Source organism: Bacillus sp. FSL K6-1560 (assembly GCF_038592935.1).
In the GTDB taxonomy this organism is placed as follows: domain Bacteria; phylum Bacillota; class Bacilli; order Bacillales; family Bacillaceae; genus Bacillus; species Bacillus subtilis.
On record NZ_CP151946.1, the window covers coordinates 1,196,328 to 1,221,427 of the forward strand.

Annotated in this window: 26 protein-coding genes; 22 read left to right on the plus strand and 4 right to left on the minus strand. The window is 44.5% G+C overall.

The features are described 5' to 3' along the window. Positions 1 to 9 precede the first annotated feature (9 nt). The 15 genes from sppA (at position 10) to NYE22_RS06440 (ending at position 12,572) form a co-directional block, all read left to right on the plus strand. Positions 10 to 1,017 (plus strand): signal peptide peptidase SppA, encoded by a 1,008-nt coding sequence (gene sppA / locus NYE22_RS06370; RefSeq protein WP_021480310.1) that lies wholly within the window; start codon positions 10 to 12, stop codon positions 1,015 to 1,017. Between the two features lie 12 nt (positions 1,018 to 1,029). Further along, positions 1,030 to 1,524: an RDD family protein gene (locus tag NYE22_RS06375; protein ID WP_014480553.1), complete on the plus strand. Its 495-nt coding sequence runs from the start codon at positions 1,030 to 1,032 to the stop codon at positions 1,522 to 1,524. A gap of 74 nt (positions 1,525 to 1,598) precedes the next feature. Further along, positions 1,599 to 2,279 (plus strand): DUF2953 domain-containing protein, encoded by a 681-nt coding sequence (locus NYE22_RS06380; RefSeq protein WP_342412392.1) that lies wholly within the window; start codon positions 1,599 to 1,601, stop codon positions 2,277 to 2,279. Positions 2,280 to 2,292: 13 nt separating this feature from the next. Then, complete coding sequence (ytfJ, locus tag NYE22_RS06385; protein ID WP_003223504.1) at positions 2,293 to 2,748, plus strand: GerW family sporulation protein; 456 nt, start codon at positions 2,293 to 2,295, stop codon at positions 2,746 to 2,748. Between the two features lie 108 nt (positions 2,749 to 2,856). Beyond that, complete coding sequence (gene tpx, locus NYE22_RS06390; RefSeq protein WP_021480309.1) at positions 2,857 to 3,360, plus strand: thiol peroxidase; 504 nt, start codon at positions 2,857 to 2,859, stop codon at positions 3,358 to 3,360. Between the two features lie 60 nt (positions 3,361 to 3,420). Beyond that, the gene (locus NYE22_RS06395) at positions 3,421 to 4,410 is read left to right on the plus strand and encodes an N-6 DNA methylase (protein ID WP_003229346.1); all 990 of its coding nucleotides are present in this window, start codon (positions 3,421 to 3,423) and stop codon (positions 4,408 to 4,410) included. Further along, positions 4,382 to 4,585, plus strand: a complete 204-nt coding sequence (locus NYE22_RS06400) for a hypothetical protein (protein WP_123372909.1) — start codon at positions 4,382 to 4,384, stop codon at positions 4,583 to 4,585. Before NYE22_RS06395 ends, NYE22_RS06400 begins: the two co-directional genes overlap by 29 nt. Before the next feature lie 173 nt (positions 4,586 to 4,758). Then, positions 4,759 to 5,946, plus strand: a complete 1,188-nt coding sequence (locus tag NYE22_RS06405) for an acetate kinase (protein ID WP_003223511.1) — start codon at positions 4,759 to 4,761, stop codon at positions 5,944 to 5,946. An 84-nt stretch (positions 5,947 to 6,030) separates the two neighbouring features. After that, positions 6,031 to 6,543, plus strand: a complete 513-nt coding sequence (locus NYE22_RS06410; RefSeq protein ID WP_120028476.1) for a molybdenum cofactor biosynthesis protein B — start codon at positions 6,031 to 6,033, stop codon at positions 6,541 to 6,543. 169 nt (positions 6,544 to 6,712) lie between these two features. Further along, positions 6,713 to 7,924, plus strand: a complete 1,212-nt coding sequence (locus NYE22_RS06415; protein WP_003229357.1) for an argininosuccinate synthase — start codon at positions 6,713 to 6,715, stop codon at positions 7,922 to 7,924. Next, positions 7,921 to 9,306 carry an argininosuccinate lyase gene (gene argH / locus NYE22_RS06420; RefSeq protein WP_072175312.1) on the plus strand — a complete coding sequence of 462 codons (1,386 nt, stop codon included), beginning with the start codon at positions 7,921 to 7,923 and terminating at the stop codon, positions 9,304 to 9,306. Before NYE22_RS06415 ends, argH begins: the two co-directional genes overlap by 4 nt. A 61-nt stretch (positions 9,307 to 9,367) precedes the next feature. Continuing rightward, a complete protein-coding gene (locus tag NYE22_RS06425) occupies positions 9,368 to 9,502 on the plus strand; it encodes a hypothetical protein (RefSeq protein ID WP_004399018.1) in 135 nt (44 codons plus the stop codon). A 126-nt stretch (positions 9,503 to 9,628) separates the two neighbouring features. Then, entirely contained in the window at positions 9,629 to 10,396 is a 768-nt protein-coding gene (locus NYE22_RS06430) for an SDR family oxidoreductase (RefSeq protein ID WP_038827975.1), read from the plus strand. Positions 10,397 to 10,458: 62 nt separating this feature from the next. Next, on the plus strand, positions 10,459 to 11,142 hold the full coding sequence (locus tag NYE22_RS06435) for a metal-dependent hydrolase (protein ID WP_003245964.1): 684 nt from the start codon (positions 10,459 to 10,461) through the stop codon (positions 11,140 to 11,142). A 110-nt stretch (positions 11,143 to 11,252) separates the two neighbouring features. Beyond that, positions 11,253 to 12,572: a CBS domain-containing protein gene (locus tag NYE22_RS06440; RefSeq protein ID WP_004398641.1), complete on the plus strand. Its 1,320-nt coding sequence runs from the start codon at positions 11,253 to 11,255 to the stop codon at positions 12,570 to 12,572. An 18-nt stretch (positions 12,573 to 12,590) separates the two neighbouring features. Here NYE22_RS06440 and NYE22_RS06445 read toward each other — a convergent pair whose 3' ends face one another. Further along, entirely contained in the window at positions 12,591 to 12,893 is a 303-nt protein-coding gene (locus NYE22_RS06445; protein WP_003229401.1) for a YtpI family protein, read from the minus strand. Positions 12,894 to 13,023: 130 nt separating this feature from the next. Between NYE22_RS06445 and nrnA the strand changes: the two genes are divergently transcribed. Then, a complete protein-coding gene (gene nrnA / locus NYE22_RS06450; RefSeq protein ID WP_004398971.1) occupies positions 13,024 to 13,965 on the plus strand; it encodes a bifunctional oligoribonuclease/PAP phosphatase NrnA in 942 nt (313 codons plus the stop codon). A gap of 17 nt (positions 13,966 to 13,982) precedes the next feature. Here the strand turns inward: nrnA and NYE22_RS06455 are convergent, their stop codons facing one another. The 3 genes from NYE22_RS06455 to ytrH form a co-directional block, all read right to left on the minus strand. Then, entirely contained in the window at positions 13,983 to 14,174 is a 192-nt protein-coding gene (locus NYE22_RS06455) for a hypothetical protein (protein WP_003229407.1), read from the minus strand. A 101-nt stretch (positions 14,175 to 14,275) separates the two neighbouring features. After that, positions 14,276 to 14,779 (minus strand): sporulation membrane protein YtrI, encoded by a 504-nt coding sequence (ytrI, locus tag NYE22_RS06460; protein WP_003229408.1) that lies wholly within the window; start codon positions 14,777 to 14,779, stop codon positions 14,276 to 14,278. After that, the gene (gene ytrH, locus NYE22_RS06465; RefSeq protein ID WP_003229410.1) at positions 14,776 to 15,117 is read right to left on the minus strand and encodes a sporulation membrane protein YtrH; all 342 of its coding nucleotides are present in this window, start codon (positions 15,115 to 15,117) and stop codon (positions 14,776 to 14,778) included. Before ytrH ends, ytrI begins: the two co-directional genes overlap by 4 nt. Positions 15,118 to 15,256: 139 nt before the next feature. Here ytrH and dnaE point away from each other — a divergent pair, with 139 nt between their 5' ends. From dnaE to pyk, 6 genes are all read left to right on the plus strand, one after another. Next, positions 15,257 to 18,604, plus strand: coding sequence for a DNA polymerase III subunit alpha (dnaE, locus tag NYE22_RS06470; protein ID WP_077671522.1), 3,348 nt, complete (start codon positions 15,257 to 15,259; stop codon positions 18,602 to 18,604). A gap of 136 nt (positions 18,605 to 18,740) precedes the next feature. Continuing rightward, a complete protein-coding gene (gene maeB / locus NYE22_RS06475; protein ID WP_014664951.1) occupies positions 18,741 to 19,973 on the plus strand; it encodes an NADP-dependent malic enzyme in 1,233 nt (410 codons plus the stop codon). A gap of 334 nt (positions 19,974 to 20,307) precedes the next feature. After that, a complete protein-coding gene (gene accD, locus NYE22_RS06480; protein ID WP_024573337.1) occupies positions 20,308 to 21,180 on the plus strand; it encodes an acetyl-CoA carboxylase, carboxyltransferase subunit beta in 873 nt (290 codons plus the stop codon). After that, complete coding sequence (accA, locus tag NYE22_RS06485; protein WP_003229417.1) at positions 21,165 to 22,142, plus strand: acetyl-CoA carboxylase carboxyl transferase subunit alpha; 978 nt, start codon at positions 21,165 to 21,167, stop codon at positions 22,140 to 22,142. Before accD ends, accA begins: the two co-directional genes overlap by 16 nt. A gap of 183 nt (positions 22,143 to 22,325) precedes the next feature. After that, positions 22,326 to 23,285: a 6-phosphofructokinase gene (pfkA, locus tag NYE22_RS06490; RefSeq protein ID WP_003237788.1), complete on the plus strand. Its 960-nt coding sequence runs from the start codon at positions 22,326 to 22,328 to the stop codon at positions 23,283 to 23,285. Between the two features lie 42 nt (positions 23,286 to 23,327). After that, on the plus strand, positions 23,328 to 25,085 hold the full coding sequence (pyk, locus tag NYE22_RS06495) for a pyruvate kinase (RefSeq protein WP_024573339.1): 1,758 nt from the start codon (positions 23,328 to 23,330) through the stop codon (positions 25,083 to 25,085). The last annotated feature ends 15 nt before the right edge of the window (positions 25,086 to 25,100 follow it).

Genomic DNA, 25,100 nt, shown 5'->3' on the forward strand with positions numbered 1-25,100 from the left:
GGAGAAAAAATGAATGCAAAAAGATGGATTGCATTAGTGATTGCTCTGGGGATTTTCGGCGTGTCTATTATCGTCAGCATCTCTATGAGTTTCTTTGAAAGCGTCAAAGGCGCTCAAACGGATCTCACATCACTGACGGATGAATCGCAGGAAAAGACGCTGGAAAACGGCAGTCTCTCAAGTAAAATTGCCGTATTAGAGGTCAGCGGCACCATTCAGGATAATGGGGACTCAAGCAGTCTGCTTGGTGCAGACGGATATAACCACAGAACGTTCTTAAAAAACCTTGAGCGCGCAAAAGATGACAAGACGGTCAAAGGTATCGTTCTGAAGGTGAATTCTCCGGGTGGCGGAGTGTATGAAAGTGCTGAAATACATAAGAAACTGGAAGAAATCAAGAAAGAAACGAAAAAACCGATTTACGTGTCAATGGGTTCGATGGCAGCATCAGGAGGCTATTACATCTCAACAGCGGCTGATAAGATTTTTGCGACACCGGAAACCCTGACCGGGTCACTCGGCGTCATTATGGAAAGCGTCAATTATTCAAAGCTTGCCGACAAGCTTGGCATTTCTTTTGAAACGATTAAGAGCGGGGCCCATAAGGACATTATGTCTCCTTCCCGTGAGATGACGAAAGAAGAAAAAAACATCATGCAATCGATGGTTGATAATTCGTATGAAGGCTTTGTTGATGTCATTTCAAAAGGGCGCAGCATGCCGAAAGCAGAGGTAAAGAAAATTGCGGACGGCCGCGTGTATGACGGACGGCAGGCGAAAAAACTGAACCTCGTTGATGAGCTTGGTTTTTATGACGATACCATTACGGCCATGAAAAAGGATCACAAGGATTTGAAAAACGCCTCTGTCATTTCTTATGAGGAAAGCTTCGGATTAGGCTCACTGTTTTCCATGGGCGCGAACAAAATGTTTAAAAGTGAAATTGATTTTTTGAATATGAGAGAAATTCTATCGCAATCCGGTTCGCCGAGAATGATGTATCTCTATGCGAAGTAGGAGGGAACAATAATGGACGCGACATATGAAGAGTTAGAGCGCAATGACATCAAAGGCCCGCAAGAAGCGGAGCAGCTGACACATGCCTATGCTGGCTTTTGGGTTCGTTTCTGGGCTTTCCTGCTTGATTGGCTCGTGATATGGGGATTAAACCATTTGCTCGTTTCTCCCCTCTTTACCGTATTGGATCTGCCGAAAACATCCGGCATGTTTACCTTCTCGGCTTACAGTGTGACAACGCTTATTGTGTATCTTGCCTATTTCGCACTCATGACTAAATACTTCAGGCAGACGCTTGGTAAAATGGTGTTCGGCCTTAAAGTGGTTTCTGTGAAGCGAGATAGCAAGCTGACATGGAGTACAGTGATTTTTCGTGAAGTGGTGGGACGGTATATTGATAAGATTTGGATTTTATATATCGTTGTTGCCTTTTCACCTACAAAACAAGGGATTCATGATTACATCGCGGATACCACCGTGGTGCATGAAAAATTATACCGCAAATAACCGATAACCCGGACCTCCGTCCGGGTTTATTTTTTTAGGAATTGGCGATAATGCTCCTAGAGGAAGTGAAGAATATGGTGTATGTACTGACAGCCATTCTTATTCTCATAGGGATCGTACTGCTTCTCAGAATGAAAATCCATGTCGCGCTGGAGTATCTTCATGCCGATGATAATGACAAATTGACCTTGAAGATTACGGCGCTGTTTGGCCTTATAAGGATCAAAAAAACAATCCCGGCGATTAAGGTGAACAAAGAAGACGGAACAGTGGATATCAAACAAAAAACTGAATCTAAAATGAAAAAAAGCAGCGGAAAGAAAAAAATTACACAAAACGATGTGCAGCAAAGCATTAATAAAATCGAAATGCTTTTGCATCAGGTCACCAGACTGCGGAAAATCAGCGCGTCTTTTCTCGCGCAATTACATATCACAAAACTAGAATGGGTTACAGTAATCGGAATTCAGGACGCGGCAGTGACAGGTGTGTTAACAGGTGCTGTATGGGGTGTGAAGGGCGGTATCGCAGCAATGCTCTACGACCACCTGGACTTTGTGAATAAACCTGTCTATGAGGTGATCCCGTCGTTTCAAGTCCCTGTTTCCAAGACCCATTTTCAGTGTATATTCTTTTTTCGCTTTGGACATGCTATGCTTGCAGCTTTCAAATTCGTCAAATACGGACGGGAGCTATCCGTATTAAAGAAGAATCCGTCGGCTAGAATGACTTCAAAGAATGATTCATCAGTTTAAGGAGGAAGCGTATATGGCAGACCATCCCATCCAAGGTTTAATGAAAACCGCAATGGAAAACTTGAAGGAAATGATTGATGTTAACACCATCATCGGAGATCCAGTAGAAACGCCTGATGGAAGTGTGATTTTAACTGTTTCTAAAGTTGGATTCGGATTCGCCGCAGGCGGAAGCGAGTTTGGCGGAAAGCCGGCCGAAAAGAAATCGGAAGACGATGAGACAAGAGAACAGAAACTTCCTTTCGGAGGCGGAAGCGGGGGCGGTGTGTCCATTACGCCGATCGCGTTTTTAATTGTCGGATCGACAGGCATCAGAATGCTTCATTTAGATGAAAATACCCATTTAATAGAGAAAATTTTAGACGCAGCCCCTCAAACACTCGAACGCATCCAGCAAATGTTCAAGAAAAATAATAAGAACCAAGGCCAGGGCCAAAATCAAAACCAAATGAACAATATGAATTATTAAAAAAGGTTAACTGCGCTGGCCGCAGTTAACTTTTTTTTGGCATAAACTTTGCAGTTTGCAGGAAACTTTACTATGATAGAGACATACATACAAAAGGGAGGAATTATAATGGCTGAAATTACATTCAAAGGCGGTCCGGTTACACTTGTCGGACAAGAAGTGAAGGTAGGAGATCAAGCTCCTGATTTCACAGTGCTGACTAACAGCCTTGAAGAAAAATCGTTAGCTGACATGAAAGGAAAGGTAACGATTATTTCTGTTATCCCTTCAATTGATACAGGTGTTTGTGATGCACAAACACGCCGTTTTAACGAAGAAGCTGCAAAGCTTGGAGAGGTCAACGTCTACACAATCAGTGCAGACCTTCCATTCGCGCAAGCGCGCTGGTGCGGCGCTAACGGAATTGACAAAGTGGAAACACTGTCTGACCACAGAGATATGTCATTTGGCGAAGCGTTCGGTGTGTATATTAAAGAACTTCGTCTGCTTGCTCGTTCCGTATTTGTCCTTGATGAGAACGGAAAAGTCGTTTACGCTGAATATGTAAGCGAAGCAACAAACCACCCGAACTATGAAAAGCCAATTGAGGCTGCTAAGGCATTAGTGAAGTAAGCAGGGAAAAAAGCTCCAGGCTGCCGCCGGAGCTTTTTTCATGGCAAGGAGGAACACAATATGCAAAAAGACCATGTAGGTGCGGTGTATGAGCTGTTAAACGAAGCCGCGATTATGATAAAGAATGAATTGCAGATTTCATATATAGAGGCGCTGGCCGAAGCAGGAGAAATGTATTTTCTTGAAAAAACGGATCAGCTGAAATTGCCTGCTGATCAGAAAACCAAACAACTTCAGGCTCTGCTTGAAAAAGCGGAATTCGGCACGTATGAGCATGAGTGGGTACGCAAGGCTTTTCAGCTTGCCGTCCTTAAAGGAATGAAAGATATCTCCCATCCAAACAGACAGATGACGCCGGATACGATCGGGCTTTTCATCAGCTATTTGGTGAATAAGTTTATGGCGGACAAAAAGGAACTGACCATTCTTGATCCAGCCTTGGGAACTGGGAACCTTCTGTTTACCGTGCTGAACCAGCTGTCTGAAAAAACGGCAAACAGCTTTGGCATTGAAATTGATGATGTGCTCTTGAAGATCGCCTATGCCCAAGCGAACCTTCTGAAAAAAGAGCTTGAGCTTTTCCACCAAGACAGCCTTGAGCCGTTGTTTATCGATCCAGTTGACACGGTCATTTGTGATCTGCCAGTCGGCTATTATCCGAATGACGAAGGAGCAGAAGCGTTTGAGCTCAAAGCTGACGAAGGCCATTCCTTCGCTCATCATCTGTTTATTGAACAGAGCGTCAAGCATACCAAACCGGGCGGCTACTTATTTTTTATGATTCCGAATCATTTGTTTGAGAGCTCCCAAAGCGGCAAGCTGAAACAGTTTTTCAAAGATAAGGTTCATATCAACGCACTGTTGCAGCTGCCAAAATCTATTTTTAAAGACGAAGCTCATGCCAAAAGCATCCTTGTGCTTCAGAAACAAGGAGAGAATACGAAAGCGCCGGGGCAAATTCTGCTTGCGAATCTTCCGTCTTTCTCCAATCAAAAGGCGATGCTTGATATGATGGCTCAATTTGATGAATGGTTTAAAAAAGAAAAGTAAGTGTTTTAAAAGCAGCTTAGGCAGCCGTATGAGGTCGATGCCTAAGCTGCTTTTATTTATGCTTTTGAAGACCGGACTTGACGAATTGAATCCAGCTTTGAAACACAAAATACAGAGGGAAAAACCGCAAATTGTAAGCGTTCATCAATACAAAACCTATAGGGAATGTGTCTGAAAATAACGACTTCTTATTGTAAGCGTTATCAATACGCAAGTTGACTTGAAAAGCCGACATGACAATGTTTAAATGGAAAAGTCAGATATTTTTCGGAGAAGATGTTGATATTCACCGGGAAAAAAAGTACGAAAAACGAAGTTGTTGATACAGAGTATAAAGGAGCGTCAATCATGTCCAAAATTATTGCAATTAACGCAGGAAGCTCGTCTTTGAAATTTCAGCTTTTCGAAATGCCTTCAGAAACCGTTTTAACGAAGGGTTTAGTTGAACGAATCGGTATCGCCGACAGCGTATTCACAATTTCTGTGAACGGCGAAAAAAATACAGAAGTAACTGATATTCCGGATCATGCGGTAGCTGTTAAAATGCTGCTGAATAAGTTAACGGAATTTGGCATTATTAAAGACTTGAATGAAATTGACGGAATTGGCCATCGTGTCGTTCACGGCGGAGAAAAATTCAGCGATTCTGTTTTATTAACGGATGAAACCATTAAGGAAATCGAAGATATTTCTGAATTGGCACCGCTTCACAATCCGGCAAATATCGTTGGAATTAAAGCATTCAAAGAAGTGCTTCCAAATGTTCCTGCGGTAGCTGTATTTGATACGGCATTCCACCAAACAATGCCTGAGCAGTCTTACCTGTACAGCTTGCCGTATGAATACTATGAAAAATTCGGCATCCGTAAATACGGCTTCCACGGCACTTCACATAAATATGTAACTGAGCGTGCGGCAGAGCTTCTCGGCCGTCCGTTAAAAGACTTGCGCCTGATTTCCTGCCACCTTGGAAACGGAGCAAGTATTGCGGCTGTTGAAGGCGGAAAATCAATTGACACATCCATGGGCTTTACGCCGCTTGCCGGTGTAGCAATGGGTACACGCTCTGGAAACATCGACCCTGCCCTGATTCCATACATCATGGAGAAAACAGGCCAAACGGCTGACGAAGTATTGAATACATTAAACAAAAAAAGCGGACTGCTCGGCATTTCCGGTTTCTCAAGCGATCTTCGTGACATCGTCGAAGCAACGAAAGAAGGAAATGAGCGCGCGGAAACGGCTCTTGAAGTATTCGCAAGCAGAATCCACAAATACATCGGTTCTTACGCTGCAAGAATGAGCGGTGTAGATGCGATCATCTTTACTGCCGGTATCGGTGAAAACAGTGTGGAAGTCAGAGAACGCGTTCTTCGCGGTTTAGAATTCATGGGCGTATACTGGGATCCTGCGCTTAATAACGTGCGCGGCGAGGAAGCTTTCATCAGCTATCCGCATTCTCCAGTAAAAGTCATGATCATTCCGACTGATGAAGAAGTCATGATTGCGCGCGACGTTGTTCGTTTAGCAAAATAAATTGCATGAAAGCACATTCTCTTGAATGTGCTTTTTTATTGATGCATGATAGTGACAGACAGAAAACATAAAAGAGGTGGGCCAATGAGCGTTCAAGAGCATAAACAAGAAGCTCCCGATATCGTTCGGTGCAAAGTGATTACTGTCAGTGACACGAGGACAGAGGAAACCGATAAAAGCGGCAAGCTGATGATCTCATTTTTAGAAGAAGCCGGTCATCACATTTCTGCATATGAAATTGTAAAAGACGAAAAGGATGCTTTGCAGCGGTCAGTGCTTGCGGGTTGCATGGATGAACAGACAGACGCGGTACTCTTAAACGGAGGGACAGGCATAGCAGATCGGGATGTCACAATTGAAGCCATAACGCCGCTGTTTTCGAAAGAACTGCCCGGCTTTGGAGAAATATTCAGGATGCTGAGTTATACAGAGGATATCGGCTCTGCCGCAATCATGTCGAGAGCAACTGCCGGCGTCATTCAGCATACCGCTGTTTTCTCAACGCCAGGCTCAAGCGGCGCGGTAAAGCTGGCAATGAATAAGCTGATTATTCCCGAACTTGCGCATGTGGTCAGAGAAATCAGAAAAGACAAGTAAATGAATAAATACTACGAAACTTCACCTGAAATTTAGGTGAAGTTTTTTTTATAAAAGGCTTGAAAAAACGAAACGTACTTGTTAAAGTGTATACATACAAAATGTATTTTTATTAAATATAATTTATTTTTATACAAAATAGAAACACGGTTGAGAGGGGAATTTTATCATGTCAGAACAGAAAAAAGTCGTATTAGCATACTCAGGGGGTCTTGATACTTCCGTCGCAATAAAATGGCTTCAGGAGCAAGGATATAATGTAATCGCCTGCTGTCTGGATGTCGGTGAGGGCAAAGATTTGGCATTTGTTCAGCAGAAAGCGCTTGAAGTCGGCGCGACAAACTCCTACGTGATCGATGCAAAAGAAGAATTTGCACAGGACTACGCGCTTATTTCTTTGCAGGCCCACACGATGTATGAAGGAAAATACCCGCTTGTTTCGGCATTATCTCGACCGCTGATCGCGAAAAAACTGGTTGAAATTGCGGAAAAAGAAGATGCACAGGCGATTGCCCACGGATGCACAGGGAAAGGAAATGACCAGGTTCGTTTTGAAGTCTCCATTAAATCATTAAACCCTGATCTTGAAGTCATCGCGCCGGTTCGCGAATGGCAGTGGTCACGTGAAGAAGAAATTGAATATGCGGCTAGCCGCGGCATTCCGATTCCGATCAATCTTGACAGCCCGTATTCTATCGACCAAAACCTCTGGGGACGCGCCAATGAGTGCGGCATTTTAGAAGATCCATGGGCGGCGCCGCCAGAAGGTGCATACGATTTAACAGCTCCGCTGGAAAAAACGCCGGACACGCCGGAAGTGATTGAAATTGCATTTGAACAGGGCGTGCCTGTCTCCATTGACGGTGTTTCCTACTCGCTTTCTGAGCTGATCTTAAAGCTGAATGAAATGGCGGGGGCGCACGGTGTCGGACGTATCGACCACGTGGAAAACCGCCTCGTCGGCATTAAATCCCGGGAAGTATACGAATGCCCTGGTGCGATGACACTGATCAAAGCGCATAAAGAATTAGAAGATTTGACACTGGTGAAAGAGGTAGCCCACTTTAAACCGATCATCGAGCAAAAAATGTCAGAGATCATTTACAACGGCTTATGGTTCTCGCCGTTAAAAGATGCGCTGCACGCTTTCTTAAAAGAAACGCAAAAGCATGTCACAGGCATTGTCCGCGTGAAGCTGTTTAAAGGCCATGCAATTGTAGAAGGACGTAAATCAGAATACTCTCTATATGATGAAAAACTTGCAACATATACAAAAGACGATGCATTTGATCACCATGCAGCAATTGGATTTATCGAGCTTTGGGGACTTCCGACAAAAGTGAACAGCATCGTGAAAAAGAAGGAGCAGATTAAAGCATGAAGAAGCTTTGGGGAGGCCGATTTCAAAAAACACCGGAAAAATGGGTCGACGAGTTCGGCGCGTCCATATCATTTGACCAACATTTAGTTGCTGAAGACATTACAGGGTCTCTCGCACATGCTGCCATGCTGAAAAAATGCGGTATTCTGACAGCAGAAGAAGAGCTGAAAATCCGAGAGGGCCTGAATACCCTTTTGCAAAAAGCAGAGGAGGGAACATTGGAATTCTCAGTCGATTATGAGGATATTCATTTGAACATTGAGAAAATGCTCATTGACGAAATCGGTCCTCTTGGCGGCAAGCTGCATACCGGCAGAAGTCGGAATGACCAGGTGGCGACTGACATGCATTTATACTTGAAGAATCATGTCGGCCACATCATCGAGCTGATTGAGGCATTCCAAAGTGCGCTGATTGAAAAGGCGGAAGCGAACGTTGAAACGATTCTGCCGGGCTACACACATCTGCAGCGCGCCCAGCCGATTTCATTCGCTCACCATCTGCTTGCGTATTTCTGGATGCTTGAGCGCGACAAGGAGCGTTTTCAGGATTCGATGAAGCGGATTAACAAATCTCCGCTCGGCTGCGGGGCGCTCGCGGGAACAACCTTCCCAATTGACCGTGATTATTCAGCAGAACTGCTCGGCTTTGATGCCATTTATGAAAACAGCTTGGACGGCGTCAGCGACAGAGACTTCATTTTGGAGTTTTTAAGCAACAGCAGTATGCTGATGATGCACCTATCCCGTTTCTCTGAAGAAATCATTTTATGGTGCTCGCAGGAGTTTAAATTCATCGAGCTTGACGATACGTACGCAACAGGAAGCAGCATGATGCCGCAAAAGAAAAACCCTGATATGGCGGAGCTGATCCGCGGCAAAACAGGACGCGTATACGGCGATATGATGGGTCTGTTTACGATCATGAAAGGACTTCCGCTCGCTTACAACAAAGATCTGCAGGAAGACAAAGAGGGCATGTTTGACACGGTGAAAACGGTGGAAGGCAGCCTGCAAATCTTCACAGGCATGATCCAAACAATGACTGTAAACAAAGACGTCATGAAGCAAGCGACAAAACAAGACTTTTCAAATGCGACGGAACTGGCCGATTATTTAGCTAAAAAAGGAATGCCGTTCAGAGAAGCGCATGAAGTGGTCGGGAAACTTGTGTACACATGCATCGAAAGAGGGATCTATTTAAGCGATATGCCGTTTGGCGAGTTTCAGCAGGCGAGCACACTATTCGAAGAAGATATTTACACTGTGTTAGACCCTTACTACGCAGTTGAAAAAAGAATGAGCGCCGGGGGCACCGGATTCAAACAGGTAAAGCAGGCGCTTGAAAAAGCGAAAGCTTGCGTGGCAGCAGGAGTTTGTTAAAATTTCCTTCATAAAATCCCGTCATTATAGCCAACCTACCTCTATAATGATGGGAGGCAGAATGATGAAAAAAGAACCGGAACGCTATATTTATGATGAACAAGAAAGCCAGGAGACAACAAGGCTCATTTCAGAAGCATATCAAAGCGGTTATGTCGATATGCCTGATCAGGAGTCTTCATCTCCTGCAGAATAAGCTGTCTGTACAGACAGCTTTTTTTGTATGCCAAAGTGTAAAAAGTGATATTGCAAGCCTTTTATAGTAAAGTAGAAGAAGAAACACTTTATTGAAAGCGGCGACGTTGCTTTGGGAGGTATTCATGTGCGACATGCTTTAATTACTGCCGGTTCGAAGGGTTTAGGCCGCAAAGTGACTGAAACGTTGCTTGCAAAGGGGTATTCAGTAACAGTCAATTACAGACAGGATGAGGAGGCAGTCAGCCGCCTGAAGGAAGCCTGTCCCGATTGTCTTGACCGGCTGCAATTTGTAAAAGGTGATGTCACCAAAAAAGAAGATCTGCTGCGTATTGCAGAGGCTGCCTTAAACCGCTTCGGAAGGATCGACTTTTTGATTAACAACGCGGGACCATACATATTTGAACGTAAAAAGTTAGCCGATTATACTGATGATGAATGGTATGGCATGCTGGAAGGAAATTTAAGCGCCGTCTTTCATTTATTCAAAGCGGTTATTCCTGTTATGAGAAAACAGCAATTTGGACGCATCATTACGTACGGATTCCAAGGTGCGGCTCACGCGCCCGGCTGGCTTCACCGATCGGCATTTGGCGCTGCGAAAGTGGGCTTGGCTTCTTTGACGAAGACAATTGCCATTGAAGAAGCCGAATTCGGCATAACCTCCAACATGGTTTGCCCGGGAGACATTGTCGGCGACATGAAAGAAGCATCGATAGAGGAAGCCAGAATGCGAATCGGCAAAGAAAAAACGCCGATAGGAAGATCCGGTACAGGCGAGGATATCGCCCGGATTATCGCTTTCCTGTGTGAGGAGAACTCAGACCTTGTGACAGGGACTGTCATTGAAGCCACTGGAGGCCTCAATGTCATTAACAAGAATCAAACAACATAAGTTTTTCAGCTTTTTAAAAAGGGAAAATAAAAAAATCAAAATCATGTGACGAGGTGAAAGAAATGAAAGTGACATATCACGGACATTCTGTAATCACAGTGGAAACGAAGGACCATCATATTATTTTTGATCCGTTTTTAACAGGGAATTCATTAACGGATATAAAGCCGGAGGATGTAAAAGCGGATGTCATCTTACTAACGCACGGCCACAATGACCATGTCGGTGATACTGAACAAATCGCCAAGCAAAATAACGCGTTGGTTATAGCCCCGAACGAGCTCGCTGTGTACTTAGGCTGGAAAGGCTTGAATGTTCATCCAATGCATATTGGCGGCTCCCGCCAGTTCGATTTTGGAAAAGTGAAGCTTACACAGGCCTTTCATGGATCAGCCATCACAGATGAAGAAAACAAAACGATCACTTACACAGGCATGCCTGCCGGTATTTTGCTGACTGTAGAAGATAAAACGATTTTCCACGCGGGCGATACGGCTCTTTTCTCTGATATGAAACTCATTGGCGAATTGAATCATATCGACCTTGCTTTCCTGCCGATTGGCGATAACTTTACGATGGGGCCTGAAGACGCCAAGCTTGCCGCTGAATGGCTGCGCGCAAAACAGGTCGTGCCGGTGCATTACAATACATTCCCGGTCATCGAACAAGACCCAGAAGCATTCGCTGACAGCCTGCCGGGCGGAGTCGGCAAAGTCATGTCGGTCGGTGAGACGATCGAGCTTTAAACCGTGAAACCATCTCTAGGAGATGGTTTTTTATTTTCCAGCCTCATTGCGTATAAATCCTTTGAAACCTTATAATAAAAACAAGAAGACTGTCCTTAGAGGTGAAAGGCTTGGCAACGAAGCATGAACAAATTTTAACGTATATCGATTCACTGCCTGTCGGTGAAAAAATTTCTGTCCGAAGAATTGCAAAGGAAATGAAAGTAAGCGAAGGAACCGCGTACAGAGCGATCAAGGAAGCAGAGAATAAAGGGTTTGTCAGCACGATTGAACGTGTGGGCACAATCAGAATTGAACAAAAGAAAAAAGAGAACATTGAAAAGCTTACCTATGCAGAGGTTGTAAATGTTATAGACGGACAAGTGCTCGGAGGCAGGGCAGGGCTCCATAAGACATTGAATAAATTCGTCATCGGCGCGATGGAGCTTGACGCGATGATGCGTTACACCGCAGCGGGGAATCTTTTGATTGTCGGAAACAGAATCAATGCACACAGGCAGGCGCTTGAAGCGGGCGCGGCCGTATTGGTGACCGGGGGCTTTAACACGGATGACAGCATTGTGCAGCTGGCAGATGAGCTTGAACTGCCGATTTTATCCACGAGCTATGACACCTTTACAGTTGCCGCTATGATTAACCGGGCAATTTATGACCAGCTGATCAAAAAAGAAATTGTTTTGGTGGAGGACATCCTAACACCTGCTGACCGCACGGTATATCTTTCGCCTAAGGATAAACTTGAAAAATGGTATGAGAAAAATTTTGAAACGGGGCACGGACGCTTCCCGGTTGTCGACGATCAAATGAAAATCCATGGCATTCTGACATCAAAAGATATTGCTGGCCATGACCGAAATGCATCTATAGAAAAAGTCATGACCAAAAATCCCGTCACGGTTATTGGGAAAACATCTGTCGCTTCAGCTGCGCAAATGATGGTATGGGAAGGGATCGAAGTGCTTCCCGTCACTGACGGCCACCAAAAACTCATCGGCATGATCAGCCGCCAAGACGTATTGAAAGCTCTTCAAATGATTCAAAAGCAGCCGCAGGTCGGGGAGAAGCTTGATGATATCGTTTCAAGGGGGTTTAAAGATGAGGGTGATGATAAAGAAGATCAAACGGTTTACGAGTATGAAGTCACGCCGCAAATGACAAATCAGCTTGGAACCATTTCTTATGGCGTATTTACGACCATTTTGACGCAAGCGGCAAACCGATTTTTGCGCTCGAAAAAACGCGGCGAACTCGTCATAGAGAGCATCACCATCTTCTTTTTGAAGCCTGTGCAGATGGAATCAGTCATCGAAGTCAAACCTCGCATCTTGGAGGCTGGCAGAAAGTTTGGGAAAATGGAAGTGGAAGTGCACAGCCAAGGTCATATCGTGTCTAAAGCGATGCTGATGGTTCAGCTGATGGAAAGAAGCTAAGGGACGTTCAGGCGCCCCTTACGCGTGATCTCTTTCAGCTTCTTTGGCGTGAAGGGGATTGTAATGCCTGAAGGCTTTATAACCTGCCCAAGCGCTTCCTGCTCCTATGACGATAAAGATACCGCCGATTACTAACGTTAATACTGAATGGAATAATATCATTTGGTTGAGCCCGTAGAACAGGACTAGTGACCCTAAGGCCATGCTTGATTTTGCTGAACATATTTCTTTTGCCAAAGATGGCTTTGCCCGTACGCCTTTTACTTTATAGTACACATAAAAGCAGGCGGAAAGCCCAATCAAAAAAACAAGAACCAGCATAAATGAAATCCTCCATCGTAAAAGTTTACAAACCCATTTTATACAAAAACGGGCTTGGTTTTGACGTTATTTTTCTTTTCCGTCGGCAGAGAATGTGATTTAATGAATAAAAACAATAAAGGAGTATCAAATGAAAACAGAATTGATCAGAACCATATCATTATATGACACGATTATCTTACATAGACATGTGCGTCCTGATCCGGATGCCTACGGATCACAGTGCGGGCTTACGGAAATCCTGCGTGAAACATATCCTGAAAAAAATATTTTTGCGGTCGGCACGCCTGAACCGTCCCTCTCTTTCTTATATTCCCTTGATGAGGTGGACAATGAAACATATGAAGGCGCACTTGTCATTGTCTGCGATACGGCAAATCAGGAAAGAATCGACGATCAGCGTTATCCTTCAGGCGCCAAACTAATGAAAATCGACCACCATCCGAACGAAGATCCATACGGTGACCTTCTCTGGGTCGATACAAGCGCCAGCTCAGTAAGTGAAATGATTTACGAGCTGTATTTAGAAGGAAAAGAGCACGGCTGGAAGCTGAATACGAAAGCGGCAGAGCTGATCTACGCCGGCATTGTTGGAGATACCGGACGCTTTTTATTTCCGAATACCACGGAAAAAACATTAAAATATGCAGGCGAGCTCATTCAGTATCCATTCTCTTCCTCAGAGTTATTTAATCAATTGTATGAAACAAAACTGAATGTGGTGAAGCTTAATGGCTTTATCTTTCAAAATGTGTCTTTGTCCGAAAACGGGGCGGCTTCTGTTTTCATCAAAAAGGATACGCTTGAAAAATTCGGCACAACGGCTTCTGAAGCGTCGCAGCTTGTCGGGACGCTCGGCAATATCTCAGGTATTCGCGCCTGGGTGTTTTTCGTAGAAGAAGACGATCAAATCAGAGTCAGATTCCGTTCGAAGGGGCCTGTCATTAACGGACTTGCCCGGAAATATAACGGCGGAGGGCATCCGTTAGCTTCAGGCGCCTCTATTTACAGCTGGGATGAAGCTGATCGGATTTTAGCTGATCTGGAAACATTATGTAAAGAACACGAGTAGAGGGGAGACCCTCTCTCTTAGTGTTCATCTGTGACGGGGATGAACCAGCAGCCGAAATCAGTAAGGTCCTCGTAGACTTGGAGATTGTGTGATTGAAGTTCTTTTTTGATGAGGGAAGCGAGTGAGTTTGTTTCGGCATATGCAGAAAAACCTTGTCTGAGACGGGCTGCTTGATCTTTTGCTAACTGACGGTCACTGTAAACCTCCATTTCCCTTCCTCCTTCCTTTCGCCATTAAGCCTCACATATAGTTTATAAAAAAGAATGGGAAAAAGCGACAGAAGTTTGGAGAATTTAAAAAAAATCCATAATTATGTGGCGAAAGATATTTCAAGTTCCACTGTCAGCCTCGTATAAATAATCAATTCTCTGACGGTTGCCTCGTATTTTTTTTCATTGATCATATAGACTTTATTTTCAATTGTCCGCTTCAAGAGATCCTTTGTTTGATAGACGCTCTCTATGTCTTTTGTAATCACCTCTGAAATATCATCCTTTACATGCTCCTCGAATTTCGTTTTATCCGGCTGTGATATTTTATATTTATCCCCATTCAGCAATTTGACGCTGACGCTTTGAATCAGCAGTTTTCTTTTATTATCTTCATTCAGTTTATGGAGGTCTTCCTGATAGATCGAAATTTGATTGTTCAAGTCTTTTACATGCTCTTTTTGCTTTTCGATGAGGCTGACCTGCTCCTCTTGGAATGTTCCGTAAGTAAACAGGAAAAAGAACCAGCTGATTACGGCCCCGCACATCATTCCCGCGAAAAAACGCTGCCATCCCGGTTTTTTGTAATGCTGGGGGACCCTCATGAAGAAAGATGCTCCTGGGTCAGCCATGATATAATAAGCCAGCCGCTTTGCGCGCCCCCCATGGCCGAAATAATTAAAAGAAGCTGTTTAAAGATATCTCTCGTATTGCCTTCGAGTATGCCGCGTTCAAAGCTGTATACCGCATCAAAGGTGCCTCCGATAGCTGCGACAAGCGCCCATATTTTTAACCGGTTGGCAAGCTTTGTAATGGCTGTAAGCGGAGGTTCGCCTGCCAAGTATGCTCCGAGCCCTCCAATGAGTGCGCCCCCGATCAGCACCCCTAACGCAATGAAGTAGCTATTGATAAAATTCACCATAAATCCTGCTTCCTGATCCATCTTTATCACCTCACCTTTTATATCATATTGAGCTTTCAGGACAAGTATGATGATGAGTCAAAAAAGAACATTTGTTTCTTTTGGAAACCGGCCTTATAATGAGGGAAGAAATGAATCGTAATGAGAAAGAGGTGATAGCATGTCTTTTGTTCACCTGCAAGTGCATAGCGGCTATAGCCTGCTAAACAGCGCCGCGGCTGTGGAAGAGCTCGTCAGTGAAGCTGACAGGCTCGGATATGCGTCTTTGGCGCTGACAGATGATCATGTCATGTACGGAGCTATTCAATTTTATAAAGCTTGCAAGGCGAGAGGGATCAACCCAATAATCGGTTTGACGGCTTCTGTTTTTACAGATGACAGCGAGCTTGAAGCATACCCGCTCGTCCTGCTGGCAAAATCAAATACAGGCTATCAAAACCTGCTGAAAATCAGCAGCGTTCTGCAATCTAAATCAAAAGGCGGACTGAAGCCGAAATGGCTTCACAGTTATCGAGAAGGGATTATCGCAATAACGCCCGGCGAAAAAGGATATATTGAAACGCTTCTTGAAGGAGGGCTGTTCGAACAGGCTGCTCAAGCCTCGCTGGAATTTCAGTCTATATTCGGAAAGGGAGCTTTTTATTTCTCCTATCAGCCTTTTAAAGGGAATCAAGTTTTGTCTGCGCAGATTCTAAAGCTGTCAGAAGAAACGGGTATCCCTGTTACGGCCACAGGCGATGTGCATTACATAAGGAAGGAAGATAAGGCTGCCTATCGTTGTTTGAAAGCGATTAAAGCGGGAGAAAAACTGACGGATGCACCCGCTGAAGATTTGCCTGATCTCGATTTGAAACCACTCGAAGAAATGCAAAACATTTATCGAGAGCATCCCGAGGCACTGCAAGCTTCTGTAGAGATCGCGGAACAATGCCGGGTTGACGTCAGTCTCGGGCAGACCCGTCTACCGTCTTTTCCGACCCCAGACGGAACGTCCGCTGATGATTATTTAACGGATATCTGTATGGAGGGACTCCGCAGCCGTTTCGGCAAGCCTAATGAACGATACCTTCACCGTCTTCAATATGAGCTTGATGTCATCAAGCGGATGAAGTTCAGCGATTACTTTCTGATCGTGTGGGATTTTATGAAGCACGCCCATGAAAAAGGGATTGTTACAGGACCGGGAAGAGGTTCTGCGGCAGGTTCTCTTGTGGCATATGTGCTGTATATCACAGATGTTGACCCGATTAAGCATCACCTTCTGTTTGAAAGATTTTTAAATCCCGAACGCGTCAGCATGCCGGATATTGATATTGACTTTCCCGATACTAGAAGGGATGAAGTCATTCAATATGTTCAGCAGAAATACGGTGCAATGCACGTCGCACAGATTATCACCTTTGGAACACTTGCGGCAAAGGCGGCGCTCCGGGACGTCGGCAGAGTATTCGGCGTCAGCCCGAAGGAGGTAGATCAGCTTGCAAAACTCATTCCTTCAAGACCGGGAATGACGCTGGATGAAGCGAGACAGCAGTCACCGCAGCTGGATAAGCGGCTTCGGGAGTCAAGCCTGCTTCAGCAAGTCTATTCAATTGCCCGGAAAATAGAAGGGCTGCCAAGGCATGCATCAACCCACGCAGCGGGCGTTGTCCTGAGTGAAGAACCGTTAACAGATGTTGTTCCGCTTCAAGAAGGGCATGAAGGGATCTATTTAACGCAATACGCGATGGACCATCTTGAAGACTTGGGCCTTTTAAAAATGGATTTCTTAGGTTTGAGGAATCTGACACTTATTGAATCCATCACTTCAATGATTGAAAAAGAAGAAAATATTAAAATAGATCTTTCAAGTATATCCTACAGCGATGACAAAACGTTCTCCTTGCTGTCAAAAGGGGATACGACAGGCATTTTTCAACTTGAATCTGCAGGGATGAGAAGCGTCTTGAAACGGCTGAAACCTTCGGGCCTAGAAGATATTGTGGCGGTCAATGCACTGTACCGGCCGGGTCCGATGGAAAATATTCCGTTATTTATCGACCGTAAACACGGCCGGGCGCCTGTTCACTATCCTCATGAAGATTTAAGGAGCATTTTGGAAGATACATATGGCGTCATTGTGTATCAGGAACAAATTATGATGATTGCTTCCCGTATGGCGGGGTTTTCTTTAGGCGAAGCGGACCTATTGAGAAGGGCGGTCAGCAAAAAGAAAAAAGAAATCCTGGACAGAGAGCGAAGCCATTTTGTTGAAGGGTGCTTAAAAAAGGAGTATTCTGTAGACACTGCAAATGAGGTCTACGATTTAATCGTCAAATTCGCAAACTATGGCTTTAACAGAAGCCATGCGGTGGCATACAGCATGATCGGGTGCCAGCTTGCGTATTTGAAAGCTCATTATCCGTTATATTTTATGTGCGGATTGCTGACAAGCGTCATTGGCAATGAGGATAAAATCTCTCAATATCTTTACGAAGCAAAGGGGAGCGGGATTCGTATCCTTCCTCCGTCAGTGAATAAAAGCAGTTTTCCGTTTACAGTTGAAAACGGATCTGTCAGATACAGCCTCCGCGCAATAAAAAGTGTAGGCGTCTCAGCAGTCAAAGATATATATAAAGCAAGAAAAGAGAAACCATTTGAAGATCTTTTCGATTTCTGCTTTCGCGTGCCGTCAAAAAGCGTAAATCGCAAAGTGCTTGAAGCACTTATCTTTTCTGGTGCGATGGACGAATTCGGCCAAAACCGGGCCACGCTGCTCGCATCCATTGATGTTGCTTTGGAACATGCTGAGCTATTCGCCGCGGACGATGACCAAATGGGATTGTTTTTAGATGAATCGTTTTCAATTAAGCCGAAGTATGTGGAGACGGAGGAGCTTCCTCTGGTGGATTTACTTGCGTTTGAAAAGGAAACGCTTGGCATTTATTTTTCAAATCATCCCCTCTCCGCCTTCCGAAAACAGCTCACTGCGCAAGGAGCAGTCTCCATTCTGCAGGCTCAGCGGGCAGTCAAAAGGCAGCTTTCACTAGGCGTTCTGCTGTCGAAGATCAAAACGATTCGGACGAAAACAGGTCAAAACATGGCGTTTTTAACGCTCAGTGATGAAACCGGCGAGATGGAAGCCGTAGTCTTCCCTGAACAATTCAGACAGCTTTCTCCCGTTTTAAGAGAAGGCGCTCTTTTGTTCACTGCGGGGAAATGTGAAGTTAGACAAGATAAGATCCAATTCATCATGTCCCGGGCAGAATTATTAGAAAATATGGATGCAGAAAAAGCGCCATCGGTTTATATAAAAATAGAAAGCAGTCAGCACAGCCAGGAGATCCTGGCAAAGATTAAGCGCATTTTGCTGGAGCATAAAGGGGAAACAGGCGTTTATCTCTATTATGAAAGGCAAAAACAGACGATTAAGCTACCTGAGTCGTTCCATATCAATGCAGATCACCAGGTGTTATATCGCTTAAAAGAGCTGTTGGGTCAAAAAAACGTCGTTTTAAAACAGTGGTAACGATTCGCTTTTTGTTATACAATTGGAGCAATTATGTGATCCTGTTTAAATATTCAGATAGATTTACTCCGCAGAATGCAGCAATCAACGCAGCAGTATACGAATCAAAAAATATCCATAAGGAGTGTTTAGGAGAATGTCATTAAGAGAAGAAGCATTACACCTGCATAAAGTCAACCAGGGGAAACTGGAGTCTAAATCAAAAGTAGAGGTCAGAAATGCGAAAGATCTAAGCCTCGCGTATTCTCCGGGTGTTGCAGAACCGTGTAAGGATATTCATGAAGACATTAACAAAGTATATGATTATACAATGAAGGGGAACATGGTAGCAGTTGTAACTGACGGTACAGCTGTACTTGGCCTTGGAAACATCGGCCCTGAAGCGGCGCTTCCTGTTATGGAAGGGAAAGCAGTTCTTTTCAAAAGCTTTGCGGGCGTAGATGCGTTCCCGATTGCTTTAAACACAAACGATGTTGATAAAATCGTTGAAACTGTAAAATTGCTGGAACCGACATTTGGCGGCGTCAACCTTGAAGATATTGCAGCGCCGAACTGCTTTATCATTGAAGAGCGCCTCAAAAAAGAAACAAACATCCCGGTTTTCCATGATGATCAGCACGGTACTGCCATTGTAACCGTAGCAGGTCTTGTGAACGCGCTGAAACTGTCTGGAAAATCCATGTCATCCATTAAAGTTGTCGCAAACGGCGCGGGTGCGGCTGGCATTGCGATTATCAAGCTTCTTCATCATTATGGCGTTCGCGACATTGTGATGTGCGATTCCAAAGGGGCCATTTATGAAGGGCGCCCGAACGGCATGAACGATGTCAAAAATGAAGTGGCGAAGTTCACGAACCAAGACCGCAAAGACGGTTCTCTGAAAGATGTCATCGTTGATGCTGACGTATTTATCGGTGTCTCTGTAGCAGGCGCGTTAACAAAAGAGATGGTTCAAAGCATGGCAAAAGATCCGATTATCTTTGCAATGGCAAATCCAAATCCGGAAATCATGCCGGAAGATGCGCGTGAAGCCGGCGCAAGCGTTATCGGAACTGGCCGTTCTGACTTCCCGAACCAAGTAAACAATGTTCTTGCATTCCCTGGTATTTTCCGCGGAGCGCTTGATGTGCGTGCCACTCATATTAACGAGGAAATGAAAATCGCAGCGGTTGAAGCCATTGCTTCACTGGTTTCAGAAGATGAGCTTAGCGCAGACTATGTCATCCCTGCACCGTTTGATAAACGTGTTGCGCCTGCTGTTGCGAAGGCTGTGGCAAAAGCTGCGATGGAAACAGGTGTTGCAAGAATCACTGTTGACCCTGAGGAAGTCGCAGAAAAAACAAGAAAACTTACGATTATTGGTGAATAATTTTAATTCATTCCAAAAATGGCAGCGCGTTGGCGGAGACCGGCGCGCTGTTCTCAAGTTAAACTGACGGCTGAAATTTTTTTAGGGGGTTAGCCTTAAAAAAATTTCAGCCGGGTTTAACATTATTTTTGAATACGCTGTCAACCTTGTCGTTTCAACACCTTATCTGATTTCATACAAGCCTTTCCGAGCACGTCATCGAATAAAAAGTTGTCGAATTGAGGATGACAGCGTTTGACAAAAAAAGTACAATAGTTTCGGTAAAGTTATTAGCAAGTCTATCTGTTTGATGACATGCGGTGAAGAGAACCCTTCACAAAAGGGAGGTAATCATTTGTTAAAGGATATATTCACGAAAAAGAAAAAGTATGCTTCCGTACCATCTGATCAAGCGAAGCACGATGTTCCGGAAGGCATTATGACAAAATGTCCTAAGTGTAAAAAAATCATGCTCACTAAAGAGTTGGATAAAAATATGCGGGTATGCATGAACTGCGATTATCATTTCCCAATGAACGCAAAACAGCGTATCGAAAGCTTGATGGATGAAAAATCCTTTGAGGAATTCAATCAGGGAATGCTCTCGGAAAATCCGCTTGGTTTCCCGGGATATCTGGAAAAGCTTGAAAAAGATCGCGAGAAAACATCCTTAAACGAGGCTGTTGTGACAGGCAAGGGCACCATCGGCGGACACCCGGCTGTAGTCGCCGTCATGGATTCTTCATTCAGAATGGGCAGCATGGGTTCAGTCGTCGGTGAAAAAATCACGCTTGCGATTGAAAAAGCAAAAGCTGATAAAGTTCCGTTTATTATTTTTACGGCTTCAGGCGGCGCTAGAATGCAGGAAGGCGTATTAAGTTTAATGCAGATGGCTAAGACAAGCTCTGCGTTAAAACTGTTCAGTGAAGAACAGGGTCTTATTATTTCAGTAATGACGCATCCGACTACCGGGGGCGTATCAGCAAGCTTTGCATCCCTTGGCGATTACAATTTCGCTGAGCCTGGCGCGTTGATTGGTTTTGCCGGAAGACGGATTATTGAACAGACAATAGGAGAAAAACTGCCTGAGGACTTCCAAACGGCTGAATTTTTATTAAAACATGGACAGCTTGATGCGGTTATTCATCGTGACGATATGAAAAAAACGTTAGAAAATCTGCTGGATATGCATCAAACAGGAGGTGACATTGAGTGGCTCCAAGATTAGAATTTGAAAAACCGGTGATTGAACTGCAAACCAAAATCGCCGAACTAAAAAAATTCACCCAAGATTCCGATATGGATCTAAGTGCGGAAATCGAACGGCTCGAAGACCGTCTCGCTAAGCTTCAGGATGATATTTACAAAAATCTGAAGCCATGGGACCGGGTTCAAATCGCGCGTCTGGCGGACCGTCCGACAACTCTTGATTATATCGAACACCTGTTTACCGACTTTTTTGAATGTCACGGAGACAGAGCGTACGGGGACGATGAAGCCATTGTCGGCGGGATTGCGAAGTTCCACGGCCTCCCTGTAACGGTAATCGGGCATCAGCGCGGCAAAGACACGAAGGAAAACCTAGTCCGCAATTTTGGGATGCCGCATCCAGAAGGCTACAGAAAAGCGCTTCGTCTGATGAAACAGGCTGACAAATTTAACAGGCCAATTATCTGTTTTATTGATACGAAGGGGGCATACCCTGGACGAGCAGCTGAAGAAAGAGGACAAAGTGAAGCTATTGCCAAAAACCTGTTTGAGATGGCCGGCCTTCGAGTGCCTGTTATCTGCATCGTCATCGGTGAAGGCGGAAGCGGCGGAGCCCTTGGTCTGGGTGTAGGGAATCACTTGCATATGCTGGAAAACTCTACTTATTCTGTTATTTCTCCGGAAGGTGCCGCGGCACTTTTATGGAAGGACTCCAGTCTTGCTAAAAAAGCAGCAGAAACAATGAAAATCACTGCGCCGGATTTAAAAGAATTAGGTATTATAGATCATATGATTAAAGAAGTAAAAGGCGGAGCGCACCATGATGTGAAGCTGCAGGCAAGCTATATGGACGAAACCCTTAAACAATCGTTAAAAACTTTGCTGAAGCTGAGCGAAGAAGAATTAGTTCAGCAGCGCTATGAAAAATATAAAGCAATTGGCAAAGTCTCGGTTGAAGATCAATATATCGGGGTAAACTAAATAAACGTGAAGCCTTTGGCTCACGTTTATTTTTTGTGACATTCCTTAAATTTTATTTAAAAACAATTTATTTAATTGTATAATAGGTAAGGTTTCATAGGGAGGATGGAGATCCCTTTTCATTGTTTTTAGGGCAATGATCATGTTATGTTTAATCATATATGTTGCTGAGGTGAATGGAGAATGAAACGTATAGGGGTATTAACGAGCGGCGGGGATTCCCCGGGAATGAACGCAGCAGTTCGCGCAGTAGTCAGAAAAGCGATCTATCATGACGTTGAAGTTTACGGTATTTACAACGGATACGCGGGATTGATCAGCGGAAAGATTGAAAAGCTTGAACTCGGATCAGTAGGCGATATTATACATCGTGGAGGAACTAAGCTTTATACGGCAAGATGTCCTGAATTCAAAACAGTTGAAGGCCGTGAAAAAGGGATAGAAAACTTGAAGAAGCTTGGTATTGAAGGCCTTGTTGTTATCGGCGGAGACGGTTCATATATGGGTGCGAAAAAATTAACGGAACACGGGTTTCCATGTGTAGGTGTACCGGGTACAATTGATAATGACATTCCGGGCACTGATTTTACAATCGGTTTCGATACAGCTTTAAATACAGTAATTGACGCAATTGATAAGATTCGCGATACAGCGACTTCTCATGAACGTACATATGTAATCGAAGTAATGGGTCGTCATGCCGGCGATATCGCATTGTGGGCCGGTCTTGCAGGGGGCGCGGAATCGATCTTAATCCCTGAGGCAGACTATGACATGCACGAAATCATTGCCCGCTTAAAACGCGGCCACGAACGCGGCAAGAAGCACAGTATTATTATTGTTGCCGAAGGTGTAGGCAGCGGTGTTGAATTCGGGAAACGCATTGAAGAAGAAACAAATCTTGAAACTAGGGTATCTGTATTGGGCCATATCCAGCGCGGAGGTTCTCCGAGTGCTGCTGACCGTGTGTTAGCAAGCCGTCTCGGCGCATATGCAGTTGAACTGCTGCTTGAAGGAAAAGGCGGACGCTGTGTAGGTATACAAAACAATAAGCTTGTAGACCATGATATTATAGAAATACTTGAGACAAAACACACAGTTGAGCAAAACATGTATCAGCTTTCAAAAGAACTGTCTATCTAATGTACAGCTGAAGGCTGAAGATTTCAGAAGGAAGTGAACCAAATGAGAAAAACTAAAATTGTTTGTACCATCGGTCCGGCAAGTGAAAGTATTGAAATGCTTACGAAATTAATGGAGTCAGGAATGAACGTGGCTCGATTAAACTTTTCTCACGGAGATTTTGAGGAACACGGTGCAAGAATTAAAAATATCCGCGAAGCAAGTAAAAAACTTGGCAAAAACGTTGGAATTCTGCTTGATACAAAAGGTCCTGAAATCCGCACACATACAATGGAAAACGGCGGTATTGAGCTTGAAACAGGCAAAGAGCTCATTATTTCAATGGACGAGGTTGTAGGAACAACAGATAAAATTTCAGTGACATATGAAGGTTTAGTCCATGACGTTGAACAAGGTTCAACGATTCTGTTAGATGACGGCCTTATCGGTCTTGAGGTACTTGATGTAGATGCCGCTAAACGCGAAATCAAAACAAAAGTATTAAACAACGGAACACTCAAAAATAAAAAAGGTGTTAACGTACCGGGCGTAAGTGTCAATCTTCCGGGTATTACTGAAAAGGATGCGCGAGACATCGTTTTCGGTATTGAGCAAGGAGTAGACTTCATCGCACCATCTTTCATTCGACGTTCTACGGATGTGCTCGAAATCCGTGAGCTTCTTGAAGAGCACAACGCTCAGGATATTCAAATCATCCCTAAAATCGAAAACCAAGAGGGCGTTGACAACATCGATGCGATTCTCGAAGTGTCTGACGGCTTAATGGTTGCACGCGGAGACTTAGGTGTGGAAATTCCAGCTGAAGAAGTGCCGCTTGTGCAAAAAGAACTGATCAAAAAATGCAACGCGCTGGGCAAACCTGTTATTACAGCAACACAAATGCTTGACAGCATGCAGCGCAACCCGCGTCCGACTCGTGCGGAAGCAAGTGACGTTGCAAACGCGATCTTCGACGGAACAGATGCGATCATGCTATCTGGTGAAACTGCTGCCGGAAGCTATCCGGTTGAAGCAGTTCAAACAATGCATAACATCGCGTCCCGTTCTGAAGAAGCTTTAAATTATAAAGAAATTCTCTCAAAACGCAGAGATCAAGTGGGCATGACAATTACAGACGCAATTGGACAATCTGTCGCGCATACGGCGATTAACCTGAATGCTGCTGCGATCGTAACGCCGACAGAAAGCGGCCATACAGCACGTATGATTGCAAAATACCGTCCGCAGGCTCCGATTGTTGCGGTTACTGTAAATGACTCTATTTCCAGAAAGCTTGCCCTCGTATCTGGCGTATTCGCGGAAAGCGGCCAAAATGCGAGCTCAACAGATGAGATGCTTGAGGATGCTGTCCAAAAATCATTGAACAGCGGAATTGTAAAACACGGCGATCTTATCGTTATTACAGCAGGCACTGTCGGTGAGTCAGGCACTACGAATTTAATGAAGGTTCATACTGTCGGTGATATCATCGCTAAAGGCCAAGGCATTGGACGCAAATCAGCTTACGGTCCGGTTGTCGTTGCACAAAATGCAAAAGAAGCTGAGCAAAAAATGACTGACGGTGCGGTACTTGTTACCAAAAGCACTGACCGTGATATGATTACATCCCTTGAAAAAGCGTCTGCTCTTATTACAGAAGAAGGCGGTTTGACTAGCCATGCGGCGGTAGTCGGATTAAGCCTTGGCATCCCGGTTATCGTGGGTCTGGAAAATGCGACATCTATTTTGACAGATGGCCAGGATATTACAGTTGACGCTTCCAGAGGTGCAGTCTATCAAGGCCGTGCGAGCGTTCTTTAATTACAGGTGAAAACG